The sequence below is a fragment of the Paenibacillus ferrarius genome (genome assembly GCF_002027705.1).
Classification (GTDB): Bacteria; Bacillota; Bacilli; order Paenibacillales; family NBRC-103111; genus Paenibacillus_E; species Paenibacillus_E ferrarius.
Map to the genome: position 1 here is coordinate 149,144 of NZ_MBTG01000016.1, position 17,256 is coordinate 166,399.

The following is a 17,256-nucleotide window of genomic DNA, read 5'->3' on the forward strand; positions in this document are numbered from 1 at the left end:
CACGGGTGTGATATTTAAGGCTCTTATATGCATAAAACAAGGGTAAATTATGGATACTACGGTAAAAGGTGATGTGTATGAATCTCCCAGGTTCAGTTGATCTTTTCGAGGAATCCTTGAAAAGGCTGCTCCATAATTGTTCGGATCTTGTCGTGAAGCATGCTAATGATGGCCTTACGCTCATTTATTTCTGTAATTTAATTGACTCCAATCTCGTTAACCATCAACTTCTCGGCTCGCTGCAGCAAATCCGGCTTGCCCCCTTCTCCATGGAGGGGCTTGCCCAATTAATCCCGGTCGGCCAAACGGAGCTTACTTGTGAAATGGAGCCGGCCATGACCTTGCTGCTGCGTGGTTGGACAATCGTCTATAAAGTTGGCTATTCGGATGCCATATTGGTCAACACCGCGAAGCAGCCCAATCGAACGCCATCCATAGCCGAAATCGAAACGAATGTGATCGGGCCTCAGATCGGCTTCACCGAATCTCTGGAGACGAATCTGGGTATCGTTCGCAGCTATATTGCCCATGAAAATCTGTGTAATGAATCACTCGAAATTGGTGAACTTACGAGGACTCAGGTGCAATTGCTGTACTTGAAGGATGTGGCTGAAGAGCAGACCGTCAATACGCTGCGTCAGCGTATTGCTGACCTCAAGATAGACGGCGTTATCGGCAGTTCCGTGCTGGTACAGCTTATTGAAGATAATTCGATGTCGATCTTTCCTCAATTGATACTGACCGAACGGCCCGATCGTGTCAGCTTCAGTTTATTGGAGGGCAAAGTAGCTCTCCTTGTTAATGGCAGCAATTTCGCGATTGTAGGACCAAGTACCTTCCTTGATTTCTTCAAGTCACCGGAAGATCATTACTTGTCTTGGAATATTGCCATGTTCATCAGAGGATTGCGATTTTTCGCCATTTTCATCTCGATCCTGATGACCCCTGCTTATGTCGCAGCATTAACATTTCACTATGAGACCATTCCTCCCAGCCTGCTTGTTCCTTTGGCACAGTCGCGTTCCAAAGTACCTTTCCCGCCTTTGTTTGAATCGCTATTTCTAGAAGTGACCATCGAGCTTCTACGCGAAGCAGGGGCTAGACTGCCAACCAAGGTTGGACAAACGATGGGCATTGTGGGTGGTATCGTTATCGGACAAGCGGCGGTTCAGGCCGGGTTTACGAGCAACATTTTAATTATGCTTGTCGCTTTGGCTGCCCTGTCCTCATTTACCACACCTATTTACTTAATGGGCATTAGTATCCGATTCGTTCGTTTTCCGATGATTATTGCCGCTGGCATTTGGGGTGGAATCGGCATTGTTTTCACGATTTGTTTAGTACTCATCCATCTGATACGTCAAACGAGTCTTGGACATCCGTATATGCATCCCATCTTTCCCCCGCGCTGGAGAGACATGATGGATACTGTCTTCCGGCTTCCCTTTCCATCGCTTTCCGCGCGTTCTACCTTTACACGCACGCCGAATAAGCAAAGATTCGATAGGGACCAAGCGAAGCAGAAAAAAGATATCGACGAGTAGACGGGTGATGAGCAATGAAAATCTCGGATAAACCGAGGCAAGGGTTACTGTTTCAAGCATTCTTGCTTGTTTTCGTAATCAGCAAGGCCCAATTGAGCGTTGGCGTGCTCGGATTCCAGCGAGTCATTTTTAAATCTGCCGGTCATGATGCCTGGATTTCGGTTATTATAGCTGGTTTAGCTGCACACCTTTCCATCTGGTTAATGATTCGAATACTAGCGCATTATGATTCTGCGGACTTGTTCGGCATTCATCATGCCTTATTCGGCAAATGGGTAGGAAGGTTGTTTAGTCTCCTGTTCATGATGTATTTCGCGTTCTATGTCTTGACAATCTCCCGCACCTATATAGAAACCGTTCAGTCGTGGATATTTCCCGATTTCCCGACATGGCTCCTTATGCTGCTTCTTATTGCCTTAATTGCCTATGGCTTGACTGGCGGAATTCGCGTGATTATTGGGCTGTGCTTGTTTGGTTTCGGTTGCTGGATTCTGACCACACTATTTTACTATGCAGCTGTGAGGCATGCCCAGTGGAGCTTTCTCCTTCCTATCATGGAAGGCACTCCTTCTCAGTTGTTAGAAGGTGCTAGCAAAATGCCGCTGACCCTAGCTGGATTCGAGGTTATTTTCTTCCTGTATCCGTTCATTCGAGATCCACAAAACGCTAATCGCTACGCTCAAATAGGTGTTCTTATCAGCAACCTGTTTTATTTGTTCGTTATGGTCGTGTCGATTGTTTATTACAGTCAAAATCAGATGCCAAAAACGATTTGGGCGACTTTTAGTTTTTTGAAAATCATCCGGTTCCCGTTTCTGGAACGATTCGAATTCATCGCAATTCCGCTCTGGATGCTTATCCTTGTCTGCAACTTAATGTTGTTTACATGGGTCATCCTGCGTGGCATGAAGCGTGTTTTTCAGCAAAATCAAAAGCGATCATTAGCCGTATTCTGCGCTCTGCTGTTCGCATGCTCCTTTCTGTTTCAAGAGCACGGACAAATATATAAGATGAACTCCATCTTGAACTCGGTATCGACCTATGTGATCTTTCTATATCCCTCCCTTCTTTATCTATTCGTGAAAACCGTACATGCCCTTAAGAAGAGAACCGTTCATCGCTAGAATTACTCTCGAGGAGTGAAAGGCGTGAGAAGATCACTTTGTCTATCTTTCTTGTTGTGCATCGTTGTTTTGTTCTCAGGATGTGTCAAGCCGTTCATTTTAGAGAACTTGGCGCTCAGCATTATTATTGGATATGATTCTCTTGAAAATGAACGCATCCTTACAACATCGGTCTTGCAAAAAATCGATCCGAGTGCTAGAGAAAAGACGCAGGTCGTCGCCAGTACGGCCTTCACCAGTAGAGGCTCGCGCATTTCTTCGAATCGAGAGCTAAGCAAATATTTGGTCGGCGGACAGGTGCGGGTCGTGATGTACGGCAAAAAACTTGCCTCCAAAGGAATTATTGATCTAGTGGATACGTTGTCCCGCGACCCAACGCTCGGTGATATGATTTACCTCTGCGTAAGCGATGAGGAAGCTTCGCACATTTTAACCCACCGTTATCGGGAAATATCGAATATCGGCATGTATCTCTATGAGAACTTAAAACAAAACTCGGAGAGAGAAGAACTGCCTTCCCCAACCATCCAAGACTTTCTTCGTGATTATTACAGTGAAGGCAAAGATCCCGTCGTTCCTTTGCTGAAACGGCGGGGGAATGAGGTATATATCAAAGGCTTGGCTTTGTTTCATGATGGCCATATGGTTCATGAAGCTTCTCCGCGACAAGGATATCTGCTTAAATTACTGCTCAATACCAGGAAGCCGGGATACTTTGAACTCGCAACAGATGCTGAACCTTTGACGAAGTACCTGAAGCATTCAGGTAAAGAGAATGAGGTCAAAATTGTGTTCGGTACGGTGAAAAGCAGCAGTAAAATTAAACTCCTTGATTCGAAGACTCCAGAATTCACCGTATCCGTGTCCATGTTCGGAGATCTCCAAGAAATTTCGACCCCTTATTCCTTCGATAAGCCTGAAGCTATAACCGCATTAGAAAATGAAATCGGCAAAAAATTGAAAGAGGAAATAGAAACCTTCATGGCCAGTTTACAGAAACATGAGGCTGATGCTGTCGGCTTCGGCGAAATTTATCGGAGTAAAGTAAGAAATTCAAAGCTAACCAAAGACAAATGGCACCCCATGTTCAAAGAGGCGAAAATTAACGTTCGGGTCAATTTCAAATTGAGACATACCGGTGCTATTGAGTGAAAACTGAACCATACACGGAGGGCGAGACTGCCTTTTTGGCAGGCTCGGTGGGGGGTGCGGCTTCTCTGCCTCTGAGACGGCGTTTTCGGCTGGCTCGGTTCGGCATATCGCCTATAAAGCAAATCAAAGGGCTGCTGACGCTTGGCTTACCAACGCAGCGAGCAGACTCGCATCGACTGCCTGCCCTTGCCGCAGTTTGATTGTTTTTCTTTCTGGCGGGCCTTCAAATAGTCCTTCAGGAACATTCAGTTCACTTGCATTAAAAATGGTGAAGCTGACTGCGTCTTTGGATGTTGAAATAACAGCAGCATATTTGCCATTTTTCAAAAAATGCGGCTTTTTATATTGAATGCGCTCCTGAACGTCTGGAATCGCTTCATAAACAACATCGCGAAGACGAAAACACAGCTCTGCTTGCCACGGTTCTTTTAAAGCTTCAATAAATTGACTAACTTCTTGATTCATATCTTATTCCTCCAGTTTGCTTCTATATAGCGAGCTTTTTTTGAACATATCTAATTGCTCTTGCAGATCGGCTTCTATCGCGCTTCTTTGCGGATCTTTATCTGGCTTCACAGGATCGAAGAGCCGGCGAAGCTCAATTTCGCCCTCCCCATAGCCGTGAGGATCCGGCATCCGCATCGCCCATTTGATTGCCTCTTCCTCGGACTTTACTTCAATTAATGTAAATCCTGCAATCAGATCTTTCTCCCCATCAAAAGGACCCACGGCTACGTTCGGCTTACACCCTCGTGCCGGAAACGAGATGCGCAGGCCGCTTGAACTTGGCTGCAGCCCTTCAGCAGCAAGCAGTATGCCGGCTGTGGCCAAAGACTCGTTGAACGCTTCCATCGCCTCGACGAGTTCCAAGCTTGGCTTCACACCCGCTTCTGAATGTTTGTTTGCTTTCACTATCAACATATATCGCAATTGCCTTTCCCTCCCAGTACTGATTAAGGCCGGGTGGCAAGCACTGCCTTCCCGTCTCTCTATCTGAACGACGAATGGGAAAGGGCGGAATCGACAAGGATTTATAATTCAGCGGCTCGCTTCAGCAGAAGATCACGTTCGCGCTCATTGTGGGTCAGCGAAGCAGCACGTTCGAATTCTTGTCGGGCCTCGTCAATCCGGTTCAATTTCGCCAGGAGGTCGCCGCGAACGCTAGGGAGCAGATGGTACCCCTTCATGGAAGGCTCAGACATCAGATGGTCAACAATTTGCAGGCCAAAAGCCGGACCGAACGCCATCGCAATGGCCACCGCCCGGTTCAATTCCACGACTGGGGATGGCATCGCCCGCGACAAGGCTTCGTATAGGGCGGCAATGCGCGCCCAATCCGTCTCCGATGCGCTGCGGGCCTGAGCATGACAGGCGGAAATTGCCGCCTGCAGCGCATAAGGGCCTAGAGGGCGTCCAACCGCTCTGGCACGCTCAAGCGCAATCAAACCGCGGCGGATCAGCAGCTGATCCCATTGCGCGCGGTTTTGATCCATAAGGAGGATAGGCTCTCCATGCGGGCCTATTCTCGTTTTCAACCTTGATGATTGAATCTCCATCAGCGCAACAAGTCCGTGAACTTCCGGCTCCGCGGGCGCGATTTCGGCCAACATGCGCCCGAGTCTCAGCGCATCCTGACACAACAGCGGGCGAATCCAGTTTCCCCCGGAAGTCGCCGTATAACCTTCGTTGAACATCAGGTAAATAACCTCAAGTACGGTGGATAGACGCTCCTTAAACTCCTCGCCTACCGGTGCTTCAAAAGCAACCCGCTTTTCGTTAAGCGTCTTCTTCGCTCGCACAATTCGCTGAGCAATCGTCGATTCAGCGACAAGAAACGCATGCGCGATTTCATCGGTCGTAAGCCCGCCAAGCAGACGCAGAGTCAGCGCTACACGCGCGTCTTGGGACAGGACCGGATGGCAGGTTGTAAAAATCAACCGCAGAAGATCATCACGGATCTCACCATCCATCCCAATGTCCAAGTCCTGCTCGGTGTACATAACACTGCCACGGCCAAACTCCTCATACTTCTTGTCGCGCAGCTTGTTCCTGCGAAGCAGATCAATAGCTCGCCGTTTCGCAGTCGTCATCAGCCAAGCACCGGGGTTGTCCGGAATGCCAATCTCCGGCCACCGTTCCAGTGCAATGACAAGAGCATCCTGTGCCAGGTCTTCTGCGAGACCAACGTCGCGAACCATCCGTGCCAGTCCGGCAATCAGCTTGGGAGATTCAATTCGCCAAATGGCATCAATACGCTGGGCAGCCGCAGATCTCACGATCGTTTAAGACTTTCCAACTGTTCGCGCAGCGCCGCTTCTTTGGCCAACGTCTCCGGGTCCTGAGTCAGGTCTGCCGGATCGAATACTTGCCGCAGCTCGATTTCTCCTTGGCCATAACCGTGCGGGTCCGGCATACGCATCGCCCATTCTATCGCTTCTTCCCTGGATTTCACCTCAATGAGTGTATAGCCGGCTATGATTTCTTTCGCCTCGGTGAAAGGACCATCCGTTATTTTGGGTTTGCTGCCAGGCTCCGGGTAAGAAATTCGAATCGCGTTCGCGCTGGCATGCAAGCCATCGGCAGCCAGAAGCACTCCGGCTTTGACCAGTTCTTCGTTGTATCTCTGCATCGCTTCGACAAGCTCTTGACTGGGCATTACCCCCCCCTCAGAATCTGCTGTTGCTTTAACGATCATCATGAATCTCATCGTATTTTCCTCCTCAATTGTAAATAAAACTGGGCATACCCATCTGATATCATTGGCACGCTGCTATATACATGACGAATACACACCAAATAAATCGACATAACATGAAAATAATTTCTTCATTTTTGCCTATTCATTCGTCATTAATGAGGCAGATCCCTTTTCAACGATATCTCTGGTCATAAGAAAACCTCTATCGAAGCCACTCCAAAAGGAGCGACCACGTATAGAGGCAGGTATTGTCGTCAAATAAAGAGACGATATAGTAATATATACTTGCTTTATTCTAGCCACTAAATAGAAATTCGCTTCAGCTATAAGCAATATCGACAAGGTGCCCCTCGGAAGCTGCTGCTAGATCTGTCCCGCTCAGGAAAATTTGCAACCCACGGCGACCGCCGCTAATACTAACAAGCTCCATTGATTTGACGGATGAATGCAAGTAAAAAGGATACTTTTTCTTCATGCCGAGGGGTGAGACACCACCCCGTATATAGCCTGTAAGAGATTGAATTTCTTTCACTGACACCATTTCAACTTTCTTATTGCCACTCGCTGAAGCCAGACTCTTCAGATTCAACTCCTGATCTCCAGGAATGCAGGCTGCTATGACACCGGATTTATCCCCTCTCAGAACGAGGGTTTTGAACAACTGGCTGGTCTGCAAGCCAACTTTAACCGCCACGGTTGCTGCATCCAACTGATTTTCATCCCAATCGTATTCGTGCAGCGTGTATGGCATATGTAAAGAATCGAGTATTCGGCAGGCATTCGTTTTGATTGACATCGTTGACCTCTTTCGTGCTGTTTTATTGATTTTAAAATTAACTATATCAAGGAATTAGACAATTACCAATTACTTGTTCAAGCTTTGGGCAATTCTACTTCATGCTTTCCAAAGCTTGAATCGCATAGTTCAGCTCAACATCCTGTCCTCGAACATATTTGTCTTCAAAAGTTTGCTCATTTAACGGAATTTTGATATCAGGAATTGCTCCGCCTTGCCCCTTGTCGTCACTATCTCCTTGAATCCTTTTCTCTTGATTTAGCGATCTGCCATCCGGCAGTTGCAGGACGTAACCTTCCGGCATTTCAACTTGAATAGGACTTGTCACAACGCCAAATGATCCATTTGTAGACGTAAATCCAACAATTCGGACATTGGGCAGGCCCTTTGCCGCGATCGGCAAGCCTTCTCCCGAACTTCCCGTGCGTTGATTGATCAATATAGCTATCTTACCGCCATAATAAGGCTCTACGGGTTTGATTGTGCGAGTTTCATTGGCATTAATTTCAAATTTTCCAGCCATCCGATTGTAATAGCTTACATATTCATAAAACTTCGGCTTATTCACCAAATAACCTGCCATCGCAGTAACGAGGTCATCACTTCCCCCAGGATTGTCACGAACATCAATAATCAAGCCTTTTATTTGCTTTGCCTGAAACTCTTTCAGTTTATCTCCCAACACTTTATCCGGATTAGACATGGTCGTGCCTGGAAGAAAATATCTGATCTTCACATAACCATATCCGTTGCTTAGAACTTCGCCTTCCACCGGCGCATCCGTTTTATTTAATTTAACTTTTGTTTTCTTCAGCGTCTCATAATTATCGTCATACGCCTTTAATGTTGCTTTTTTTATTTCATTGTCACCTTTATTTTTAAAAGCAACCTGGATCTCTTTTCCAATCGGGGCTCTCGCCATGAATCGTCCTTGATTCTGAAGCTGGTCCCCTTCCGTAGCCATCGGGTTTTCGCTCCAGTAGGAGGCACGATAAGCTTCACTCGCCTCTTTTCCATCCCAAGAAATGATCTCCGCGCCAAGCTGGATGCCGCTTTGTTCAGCGGGGCTGCCCGCTAAAAGCAAATTGACCAATACCTTGCCTTGATCTAATTGAATCGTACTAAGACCAACGCCGCCGCCGACTTCTTGTTTGAAAGCCTGATTGTCATCGTACAATTTCTCATTCATGATTTTGACATGCCCGTCTCGAAAAGAATACAGATACGATCTTAACGTTTTATAGTATAAATCTTTGTTCTTTTCTTGCTCTGCTTGTTGAAATAAGGGTTCATACTTATCTTTCATTGCCGTCCAGTCTACCTTTTTCCAATCCCCAAATGGGTATTCTCGGGAGAGCCGCTCGTTCAATTGTACAAAGGCTTGGGAATAGCTCAGTGTACTAAAATGGCTCACCGGATTGAAACGCGACTCACCCGCCAGCATCAGCGATAGGGCAAGAGAGAGAATACCGAATAAACATAGGACGATTCTTAAAACCCTGTATTTGGGCATGGGGATGCGACGAACCGGTCTAATTACTTTCTTGACCGTACATAAGAAAAGTATCGCGGTCACTGCGTAGAGCGATAACGCCAGTATGGTCGTGTCACCATTTAACACACTTGCTATCGCAATAAGGAGGCCTGCGCTAGGCAAAAAATCTAACCATCTGACATATTTTTGAATAGGTACTGCATACCACACTAAAAGAATCAAATTGATTGCAAATAACAGCAGGTCATACACAGTGAACCACTTCAATGAACCAAATAGATCTCCTACCATGCTCATTCGTCATCTCCTTCATATGAGGCTTACGTTACTCATAAAGCTTAGAAAAGAAATGTGAACGGAGCGTGAACGCGTTTGGCTATTAATGGAATTTAATTATTAAATCATGCCAAAAATACCGGCGCCATCAGGTGCCGGTTTTCGTTCAACGCGTATTTGGCCGAGAGCTCGGTATATGTATGGTGAACTTCGTACCTTGTCCGACTGTGCTTTCTACTTCAATGTTGCCATGATGGTGTAAAACAATTTGCTTCACAATAGCGAGACCTAGACCGCTGCCTATGCTGTTGCGCGATCGATCCGTTTTGTAAAAGCGCACAAAAATATGGTTCAATTCCTCCGGCGTAATACCAATCCCTGAGTCCTTAATGACGACCGTATATGAATGGGTATTGGCGATGAGTTCGATACGAATCGTTCCATTGTCAGGCGTGAATTTGATGCTGTTCCCAAGCAGGTTAATCCACACTTGATTGAGCTGGTCGGGATCAGCCGTGATTTTCGCGGCAAGCGGCAGCCGCAGGTCAACCCGAATATGTTTGGCAGACCACAACGGCTCGCACGATACCACCACCTGCCTGATTTGTTCATCAAGGTTGAACGTTTTGGCCACAAAAGGATGATGCTTCGATTCCAGAGAAGCAAGCTTGAGTAAATTATCGCTAAGCCGAGACAGTCTATCGCTTTCCTTCAAAATGATATCCAAATACCGTCCCCGATTCTCCGGTGTTACGAGGTGGTCGAGCTTGAGCGCTTTCGCAAAGCCCGAAATGGACGTTAACGGCGATTGAATCTCATGAGAGACATTCGAAACAAAATCCTGACGCATCGTCTCCAGCTGCTTAAGCTCGCGGGCTGTCTCGTTGAAGCTTCGGGCAAGAATCCCTAATTCGTCTTTTCGCTTCAGCTTTAATTCTACATCGAAATCGCCCCTAGCGAGTCGTTTGGTTGCTTTCGTCAATAATTTAAGCGGCCTTACCAAAAATCGGGCGGCAATAACAATACACAAGCTTCCTATCACGAGCACAAGCAGCAAAATTGTAATCAAGAACCGGTTTAGGGTCTTCTCATTTTTGGAGGACGACTGCAGGAAGAGGGCATAGTCCTGACCCCCAAGCACAAAAGGAAGCCCAACGTAGATCGTCCCTTGCGCTTTAACCTTCGAGCGGTACTGCTCGCCTTTCAGCACATGTTGAATAGTCTCCCAATCAATCCCAACAGCCTGCCCTTTGTCGGACCCGAATAATTTCATTTCGCCTGAGGCCGAATAAACTTGCACCGGATACACCGTCAACTCGGATGCCTTCTCCATGAACGAATCCAGATCCTGAGGCTGCGTTTGCTGATAAAGCCTTACGAGGTTATCGCCTACCTTGATCATATCGTTTTGTCCCACTTCATTTAACTCTTTTTGAAAGATGGCGACTCCGATAATGAAGGAGGAGATTAAGCCGATGACAATTGCAGCCAAAAAGGTCAGCACAACACGGACATATAGGCTCTTCATCCTGCATTAACCACAAGTCTGTAGCCGAGACCGCGCGCCGTTTCAATGTAAAAATGCTTCATATCGCTGGCAAACCTCTGCCGCAGCCTTTTGATGTGCACATCCACAGTCCTGTCGTCGCCTTCGTAATCCATCCCCCAAATTTGAGTGATCAGTTGCTCCCTTGTGAAAATTTGGCCTGGATGGCTGGCCAGCTTGAACAGCAGCTCGAACTCTTTCAAAGGCAGTGCTTGCTCTTCATCCCCGCGAACAACCTTGTAGGTTCCGAGATTCAACAAAATCTCACCCAGTTGTATCACCTTGGAGGAGGATATCCGGGATCGTTTCAACAGCGCTTTGACTCGCAGCACCAGCTCCACTGGATCAAACGGCTTCGCTAAATAATCGTCTGTCCCCAACTGAAAGCCCTTCACCTTATGCCCCGACTCCCCTTTGGCTGTCACCATTAAAAGAAGGATATGCGGATCTCGCTTTCGGATTTCTTTGCATAAATCCCAGCCATCCATCAGCGGCATCATAATATCAAGAATTACAAGCTCAACGAGCTTATCCGCCAGCAGCGCAAGTGCTTCCTCTCCGTTCACTGCTTCTATAATGTCAAATCCTTCATTTTGCAAAAAGAAGCTCATCAGCTCGCGAATGTGCGCATCGTCATCCACAATAAGTATTTTGGTCATTTAACTTTGAACTCCTTTTGGAAACCTTTTTCTAAACCCATCATACAGCAGGGCAGCCAATCATAAAACCCTCATTGGTGGGGGCGCAGACCTCATTCTAATTCTATAATGATTATGTATTTTGTGGGGATGACTGACATAAATAAAATGCTCCTGCCTATGTGCAGGGGCATTATTTACAAACATCTATTAAACCTATAGATCTATTTTCATTGTAAGTTGAACTTTATGTGAAGGTCAAATACGAAATGGAGGTTGACGGCGTGGCGAGACGCCTTTTCTGGCGGGCTCAGATTACTTTCGTGGCGATGCCGACTGATTCGATCGGTGAGACTGCCTTTTTGGCAGGCTCAGCTTGCTTTCGCGGCGATGCAGCCTGATTCGATCGGTGAGACTGCCTTTTTGGCAGGCTCAGCTTACTTTCGCGGCGATGCCGACTGATTCGATCGGTGAGACTGCCTTTTTGGCAGGCTCAGCTTGCTTTCGTGGCGATGCCGACTGATTCGATCGGTGAGACTGCCTTTTTGGCAGGCTCAGCTTGCTTTCGCCGACCATGCCGACTGATTCGATCGGTGAGACTGCCTTTTTGGCAGGCTCAGCTTGCTTTCGTGGCGATGCCGACTGATTCGATCGGTGAGACTGCCTTTTTGGCAGGCTCAGCTTGCTTTCGCCGGCCATGCGGCCTCTTTCGCGTGGCGAGTCTCTGGCAGCAGGGAAATTCCTGCGAATATGCATCCTTTTCGGCTTAAAAATAAGCAAAAAGGTGAAAAGCCTGCAATAATGCATCCTTTAGAGAACTTTTTCCGATTCCAGGACGGAAAAGCTTAAAAAGCCTGCACTATTGCAGGCTTTTTCAAAATCGGCGCGGCGAGACGGCCTTTTTGGCAGGCTCACCTTGCTTTCGCCAGCCATGCAGCCTCTTTCGCGTGGCAAGCCCGCCTTTTCCGCTGGCTCACCTTGCTTTCGCAGCCATGCAGGCTCTTTCGCGTGGCAAGCCCGCCTTTTCCGCTGGCTCAGCCTGCTTTCGCAGCCATGCGCCCTCTTTCACGCGGCGAGACGGTCTTTTCCGCTGGCTCACCTTGCTTTCGCCGGCTATGCGGCCTCTTTCCCGTGGCAAGCCCGCCTTTTCCGCTGGCTCAGCCTGCTTTCGCAGCCATGCAGCCTCTTTCACGCGGCGAGCCCGCCTTTTTCGCGGACTCAGCCTGCTTTCGCCAGCCATGCAGCCTCTTTCGCGTGGCAAGCCCGCCTTTTCCGCTGGCTCACCTTGCTTTCGCAGCCATGCAGGCTCTTTCCCGTGGCAAGACCGCCTTTTCCGCTGGCTCACCTTGCTTTCGCAGCCATGCAGCCTCTTTCACGCGGCGAGACCGCCTTTTCCGCTGGCTCACCTTGCTTTCGCAGCCATGCAGCCTCTTTCGCGTGGCAAGCCCGCCTTTTCCGCGGACTCAGCCTGCTTTCGCAGCCATGCAGCCTCTTTCTCGTGGCGAGACGGTCTTTTCCGCGGACTCAGCCTGCTTTCGCAGCCATGAGGCCTCTTTCATGCGGCGAGCCCGCCTTTTCCGCTGGCTCAGCCTGCTTTCGCCGCCATGCAGCCTCTTTCGCGTGGCAAGCCCGCCTTTTCCATGGGCTCAGCTTGCTTTCGCCAGCCATGCAGCCTCTTTCCCGTGGCAAGCCCTCCTTTTCCGCTGGCTCACCTTGCTTTCGCAGCCATGCAGGCTCTTTCCCGTGGCGAGACAGCCTTTTCCGCTGGCTCACCCTGCTTTCGCAGCCATGCAGCCTCTTTCACGCGGCGAGACCGCCTTTTCCGCGGGCTCAGCCTGCTTTCGCAGCCATGCGGCCACTTTCGCGTGGCAAGCCCGCCTTTTCCGCTGGCTCAGCCTGCTTTCGCCGCCATGCAGCCTCTTTCACGCGGCGAGCCCGCCTTTTCCGCGGGCTCAGCCTGCTTTCGCCGCCATGCAGCCTCTTTCGCGTGGCAAGCCCGCCTTTTCCGCTGGCTCAGCCTCCTTCGCCGGCCACACTGCCTTTCTCCCCCCGGCTCAGCCTTCCATCATGTCTTAAGCCTCACCTTACTTTTCCACAAAACAGACATCGTAAAAGCAGCCAACAGAATTACCGCGGCACCTATATACGGGAAGTTAATGTTGATATCAAATAAGATGCCGCCCAAAGCCGGCCCGATGATAATGCCTAGACTTGTATAGGTAGAATTCATGCCTGCAACGAATCCTTGGTTTTCACCCGCCAATTTGGAAAGCAGTGTTGTCACAGAGGGCCGCAGCAAATCACAAGCAAAAAAGACAATACACGTCACGGCCAGAATACTCCAATAACTGCTAACGAATACAGAAGCAAAAATAAAAATAGCAGCCGTCATCAGTGTGCCATGAATCATTTTTCTCTCACCGAATTTTGCGATCAGCTTCCCAAAAAACAAAATTTGCGCGACCACTCCCATAATGGAGCCTACGGTAATAATGACCGCAATCTGTTTGGCGGTAAAACCGAATTTCCGATCCACAAATAAGCTAAACATCATTTCATAAGCCGCCAATCCAAAAGCCAGCACAAACACGATCACGAGCGGTACAAAGTAAATAGGCTGGAACGACTTCTTAATTTCAGCTAAGAAACTGACTTGTTTTTTCCTTTTTCTATTATTCTCCAGCTGCTCTTTGGACAAGGGTTCTTTGAGAATAAACACCGAAATGAGTGCAGCACCCAAGGCAAAGGCAGCGGCAAAAAAGAAAGGCGCACGTATGCCCAAATCAGCTATAAAGCCACCGATGCCAGGGCCAATAATGAATCCCCCGCTAATGGCGGCGGCTTGATATCCTAATACTTTAGCTCTATCCTCCAATGAAGTTCGGTCTGCTATATAAGCCGTAACGGCCGGCATAATGAAGGCGTCGCTAATTCCCCCCAATATTCTCGATAGAAAGAGTACCCATACTTGATTCCCGATTCCAAATAAAACTTCTGAGAAAGAAAAAAGGAACAGCCCCATAACGATCATTTTCTTCCTGCCAATGGTATCTACCCACACGCCGGTAATTGGAGAAGCTAGCAGCTGGGCAAATGCAAAAGCAGAAATCAGGTAGCCCATTTGCTCCCCGCTTAAATCCAGCTCTCTTGCCAGCGAAGGCATGACAGGAACGGCTAAACCAATTCCTACAAATGCAATAAATAAATTAAATAACACTAAAGCTAAAGACATTTTTTCGTTACGAAGCATACTCATGATGTTCCTCACCTAGCTCCCTGATGGAAGCTGCTTTCATTCGTTTTCTTTATGTTCGATGATGACCTCGTTAATTTTTTTCATCGTCTGGGTCATGTGCTGCAGATCTGCAATATCAATTTGAGAGTAGTATTTCCTAATTAGCGTTTCATCCAAATTTTTTATTAACTCGGCGTATTTATGGCCTTCCTCCCCAAGAATGATGTAGAATTCCCGGCGATTGCTTGGATTGCTTTTACGAACAATAAAATGTCTTGCTTCTAATTTCGATATCACTTGGCTGACCGCGCTTTTGGTTATTTCGAATTTGGCCGCGATGTCATTGGCTGTAATCCGTTCATTTCGCATAATATAAAGCATCATCACTTCTTGCTGAAAGGTTAAATGATACTCGTCAATCTTTTTCGCATTTTTGTTAGATAACACATAAAACTCGTTAAACGCATCATTCAACTCGTTCACGATTTTTCGATATTCGGCCAGCATGTCATTCCCCCTGAAAATAAATAAGTTTAGTTTAGTTAACTTAACTATAAGTGTTGTTGCACGTGATGTCAAATGACCGCAGCATGCAAGCCACTGCATCTCTTTCGAATGACGAAAAGACAAAAACACCCCTTATGGCTACTATGCCATAACGAGTGCTTAACGAGTTCTCTTCCCCCAACAGTCCTCCAATCCCTTGTCCTTACAGCTCCCGCGCTTCTCCGTACCGCATCTTCTGTTTATACTGCCTTGGTGTGCAGCCGCTAAACCGCTTGAATAATTCATAGAAATGGGCCATGTTTTCAATGCCTACTTCCACCGCAATATCTGTTACGTTTTTGTTTCCGATTGCGAGCATTCTTTCCGCTTTGGCGATTCGTTTGCGATTGACGAAATCAGTGAAAGAGATGCCCACCTTTTTCTTAAAATATTTGGAGAAATACGCATAGCTCATCCCCACAATCCGGCTCACTTCCGCCATATTGATTTTCTCGGCAAGATGCTCCTCTATGTAAGCGGAAACCGGGCGAAAAACATCCGCATCGACATACTCGTGCGCGAGCAAAAGCTCCTGTTCGTCATTGCGAAGCAGTGTTAGCAGTAAATGCTTGATGTGCATGCTGACTGCAATTTCATAGCCTTTCTGCTTCTGCATGACTTCCTCGTGAATGCCCAGCAGAATCGAAGCCACCTCTTTTTGCACATGCGGGAATTTGCGAAATATATAATTCAAGTCTTCCAGTGGATTCAGCACTTCCATGAAATGTCTTGTATAGTGCATCATCGCCGGGTCGAAATAAGGTTCAAGGTCCACATGAAGCACGAGATAGGTGACTTGCTGCCCCTGAAGTCCAAAACCTCGGTGAAGCTGCGAGGAACCGATCACCACGACCTCTCCCGGGTTCAGTTGGTAGGTCTGCGTCGGCGTATACATCCTATGCACACCTTCCAGCACAAGGATGAACTCAACCTCTTTATGATAATGCCACTTCTGAAAGTTTTCTTGTCCATATTCGACATGCGTAAATTTCCATACTTTCATACACAACTGAGGGTTCTGATAATGGATTGGTTCTTGAAATATTTCCACGGTGACAACCTCGCTATTTTCTCAAGAGTAAATATGGATATAAATCGGATAAATAACCGCATATACGTAACGTCTATTTCGACTGTATCATTCTTTTATAAGCAGGTATATAGCAAATGAAGGAGATGTATCGATGAAAGTAGCTGTATTAGGTTGCGGTGGATTAGGACGTGTCCATGCAAGCATCTATGCCAAGATGAAGGACGTAGAATTGACAGGTGTTTGTGATCTACAACTCCAGCTTGCCCATGATTTGTCTGAAATTACAGGGGCTCCTGCTTACTTATCCTTCGAGCAGATGTTGGAGCAGGCTGAATTTGATGTGATCAGCATTGCAGTACCAAGCTTTTTGCATAAAGAATATACGCTCAAGGCGGCTAAGGCCGGAAAACACGTCATTTGTGAAAAGCCCATTGCCCTCCATCTTGAAGATGCCGAGGAAATGATCCGCTGCTGTGAAGAAAACGGGGTTCGCTTGTTCGTTGGACATGTCGTTCGCTTCTTCCCGGATTATGTCAATATGAAACGATCCCTGGACGAAGGTAAAATAGGCAAGGCCTGCGTCGCTCACGCCAGCCGGATTGGGTCCCATCCTGGGGATACCAAAGCATGGTTTAAAGATTTTGATAAAAGCGGCGGCGTTATTGTTGATTTGATGATCCACGATTTGGACTTTTTGAGATGGACGCTTGGCGAAGTCACAACCGTTTACGGATTAAATCATTGCAACGACCAGCTGGATTATGCGCTAGTGACGCTGCAATTCGCAAGTGGCGCTGTTGCCAACGTCGAAGCGAACTGGGGGTTCCCCGGACCGTTCCAGACGAAAGCGGAGATTGCCGGAAACGAAGGCATCGTAATCGCCAATAGCTTGAACAGCAGCTCTCTGAAGATTCAAAAGGCTCCTTCCGCCTCAGAAGCAAGCGCCTTCGTGACTATCCCTGAAAGCCCGGGCTTCCAAAGTCCCTATGAGCTGGAGCTGCAGCACTTCATCACGAGCATTCTCACAGGTTCGGAAGCTATCGTGACCGCAAGAGATGCCTACAAAGCCTTGGAATTGGCGCTTGCCGCGATTGAAAGCGTGCAAACGGGCAAAGCCGTTCATCTACCGCTTAGCAAATCTTTTAGCTCAAACGCATAACCATGAGGAGGCAC

19 protein-coding genes are annotated in these 17,256 nt (G+C 47.7%); 4 read left to right on the forward strand and 15 right to left on the reverse strand.

Going from position 1 to position 17,256, the window contains the following annotated elements; translation table 11 throughout:
• Positions 1–77: 77 nt before the first annotated feature.
• From BC351_RS18960 to BC351_RS18970, 3 genes are read left to right on the forward strand one after another with little or no spacing between them, the layout of a single operon-like run.
• Positions 78–1,544 (forward strand): spore germination protein, encoded by a 1,467-nt coding sequence (locus tag BC351_RS18960; RefSeq protein WP_244209091.1) that lies wholly within the window; start codon positions 78–80, stop codon positions 1,542–1,544.
• Positions 1,545–1,558: 14 nt separating this feature from the next.
• Positions 1,559–2,668 carry a GerAB/ArcD/ProY family transporter gene (locus tag BC351_RS18965; RefSeq protein WP_079414305.1) on the forward strand — a complete coding sequence of 370 codons (1,110 nt, stop codon included), beginning with the start codon at positions 1,559–1,561 and terminating at the stop codon, positions 2,666–2,668.
• A 24-nt stretch (positions 2,669–2,692) separates the two neighbouring features.
• Positions 2,693–3,820, forward strand: a complete 1,128-nt coding sequence (locus tag BC351_RS18970) for a Ger(x)C family spore germination protein (RefSeq protein WP_158082141.1) — start codon at positions 2,693–2,695, stop codon at positions 3,818–3,820.
• Positions 3,821–3,943: 123 nt separating this feature from the next.
• Here BC351_RS18970 and BC351_RS18975 read toward each other — a convergent pair whose 3' ends face one another.
• The 15 genes from BC351_RS18975 to BC351_RS19040 all read right to left on the reverse strand — a co-directional run bounded on the left by BC351_RS18975 (position 3,944) and on the right by BC351_RS19040 (position 16,101).
• Positions 3,944–4,285 carry a DUF1801 domain-containing protein gene (locus tag BC351_RS18975; protein WP_079414307.1) on the reverse strand — a complete coding sequence of 114 codons (342 nt, stop codon included), beginning with the start codon at positions 4,283–4,285 and terminating at the stop codon, positions 3,944–3,946.
• A gap of 3 nt (positions 4,286–4,288) precedes the next feature.
• A complete protein-coding gene (locus BC351_RS18980) occupies positions 4,289–4,750 on the reverse strand; it encodes a YciI family protein (RefSeq protein WP_079414308.1) in 462 nt (153 codons plus the stop codon).
• Between the two features lie 101 nt (positions 4,751–4,851).
• Positions 4,852–6,096, reverse strand: a complete 1,245-nt coding sequence (locus BC351_RS18985; protein WP_425270932.1) for an RNA polymerase sigma factor — start codon at positions 6,094–6,096, stop codon at positions 4,852–4,854.
• A complete protein-coding gene (locus BC351_RS18990; protein ID WP_079414310.1) occupies positions 6,093–6,527 on the reverse strand; it encodes a YciI family protein in 435 nt (144 codons plus the stop codon). Before BC351_RS18990 ends, BC351_RS18985 begins: the two co-directional genes overlap by 4 nt.
• A 310-nt stretch (positions 6,528–6,837) precedes the next feature.
• Complete coding sequence (gene ybaK, locus BC351_RS18995) at positions 6,838–7,314, reverse strand: Cys-tRNA(Pro) deacylase (protein WP_079414311.1); 477 nt, start codon at positions 7,312–7,314, stop codon at positions 6,838–6,840.
• Positions 7,315–7,408: 94 nt separating this feature from the next.
• On the reverse strand, positions 7,409–9,106 hold the full coding sequence (locus BC351_RS19000) for a S41 family peptidase (RefSeq protein ID WP_079414312.1): 1,698 nt from the start codon (positions 9,104–9,106) through the stop codon (positions 7,409–7,411).
• A 145-nt stretch (positions 9,107–9,251) separates the two neighbouring features.
• A complete protein-coding gene (locus BC351_RS19005; protein ID WP_079414313.1) occupies positions 9,252–10,613 on the reverse strand; it encodes a HAMP domain-containing sensor histidine kinase in 1,362 nt (453 codons plus the stop codon).
• Entirely contained in the window at positions 10,610–11,290 is a 681-nt protein-coding gene (locus tag BC351_RS19010; RefSeq protein ID WP_079414314.1) for a response regulator transcription factor, read from the reverse strand. The genes BC351_RS19005 and BC351_RS19010 overlap by 4 nt, the downstream gene beginning before the upstream one ends.
• 411 nt (positions 11,291–11,701) lie before the next feature.
• Positions 11,702–11,968, reverse strand: coding sequence for a hypothetical protein (locus BC351_RS19015; RefSeq protein WP_079414315.1), 267 nt, complete (start codon positions 11,966–11,968; stop codon positions 11,702–11,704).
• 111 nt (positions 11,969–12,079) lie between these two features.
• Positions 12,080–12,202 carry a hypothetical protein gene (locus BC351_RS43935; protein ID WP_279628346.1) on the reverse strand — a complete coding sequence of 41 codons (123 nt, stop codon included), beginning with the start codon at positions 12,200–12,202 and terminating at the stop codon, positions 12,080–12,082.
• Between the two features lie 40 nt (positions 12,203–12,242).
• A complete protein-coding gene (locus BC351_RS19020; protein WP_144028454.1) occupies positions 12,243–12,530 on the reverse strand; it encodes a hypothetical protein in 288 nt (95 codons plus the stop codon).
• A 263-nt stretch (positions 12,531–12,793) separates the two neighbouring features.
• Positions 12,794–12,958 (reverse strand): hypothetical protein, encoded by a 165-nt coding sequence (locus BC351_RS42305; RefSeq protein WP_158082142.1) that lies wholly within the window; start codon positions 12,956–12,958, stop codon positions 12,794–12,796.
• A 376-nt stretch (positions 12,959–13,334) separates the two neighbouring features.
• Positions 13,335–14,525, reverse strand: coding sequence for an MFS transporter (locus BC351_RS19030; RefSeq protein ID WP_079414318.1), 1,191 nt, complete (start codon positions 14,523–14,525; stop codon positions 13,335–13,337).
• A 36-nt stretch (positions 14,526–14,561) separates the two neighbouring features.
• A complete protein-coding gene (locus tag BC351_RS19035) occupies positions 14,562–15,011 on the reverse strand; it encodes a MarR family winged helix-turn-helix transcriptional regulator (protein WP_079414319.1) in 450 nt (149 codons plus the stop codon).
• Between the two features lie 202 nt (positions 15,012–15,213).
• Positions 15,214–16,101, reverse strand: a complete 888-nt coding sequence (locus tag BC351_RS19040; RefSeq protein WP_079414320.1) for a helix-turn-helix domain-containing protein — start codon at positions 16,099–16,101, stop codon at positions 15,214–15,216.
• 133 nt (positions 16,102–16,234) lie between these two features.
• On the opposite strand from BC351_RS19040, the gene BC351_RS19045 reads away from it, so the two are divergent.
• The gene (locus tag BC351_RS19045) at positions 16,235–17,242 is read left to right on the forward strand and encodes a Gfo/Idh/MocA family protein (protein WP_079414321.1); all 1,008 of its coding nucleotides are present in this window, start codon (positions 16,235–16,237) and stop codon (positions 17,240–17,242) included.
• Positions 17,243–17,256: the final 14 nt, after the last annotated feature.

Coding starts and splice junctions, on each gene's coding strand:
- BC351_RS18960 (WP_244209091.1), top strand. CDS start 78: ATGAATCTCCCAGGTTCAGTTGATCTTTTCGAGGAATCCTTGAAAAGG.
- BC351_RS18965 (WP_079414305.1), top strand. CDS start 1,559: ATGAAAATCTCGGATAAACCGAGGCAAGGGTTACTGTTTCAAGCATTC.
- BC351_RS18975 (WP_079414307.1), bottom strand. CDS start 4,285: ATGAATCAAGAAGTTAGTCAATTTATTGAAGCTTTAAAAGAACCGTGG.
- BC351_RS18990 (WP_079414310.1), bottom strand. CDS start 6,527: ATGAGATTCATGATGATCGTTAAAGCAACAGCAGATTCTGAGGGGGGG.
- ybaK (WP_079414311.1), bottom strand. CDS start 7,314: ATGTCAATCAAAACGAATGCCTGCCGAATACTCGATTCTTTACATATG.
- BC351_RS19000 (WP_079414312.1), bottom strand. CDS start 9,106: ATGAGCATGGTAGGAGATCTATTTGGTTCATTGAAGTGGTTCACTGTG.
- BC351_RS19005 (WP_079414313.1), bottom strand. CDS start 10,613: ATGAAGAGCCTATATGTCCGTGTTGTGCTGACCTTTTTGGCTGCAATT.
- BC351_RS19010 (WP_079414314.1), bottom strand. CDS start 11,290: ATGACCAAAATACTTATTGTGGATGACGATGCGCACATTCGCGAGCTG.
- BC351_RS19015 (WP_079414315.1), bottom strand. CDS start 11,968: ATGGCCGGCGAAAGCAAGCTGAGCCTGCCAAAAAGGCAGTCTCACCGA.
- BC351_RS43935 (WP_279628346.1), bottom strand. CDS start 12,202: ATGGCTGGCGAAAGCAAGGTGAGCCTGCCAAAAAGGCCGTCTCGCCGC.
- BC351_RS19030 (WP_079414318.1), bottom strand. CDS start 14,525: ATGAGTATGCTTCGTAACGAAAAAATGTCTTTAGCTTTAGTGTTATTT.
- BC351_RS19035 (WP_079414319.1), bottom strand. CDS start 15,011: ATGCTGGCCGAATATCGAAAAATCGTGAACGAGTTGAATGATGCGTTT.
- BC351_RS19045 (WP_079414321.1), top strand. CDS start 16,235: ATGAAAGTAGCTGTATTAGGTTGCGGTGGATTAGGACGTGTCCATGCA.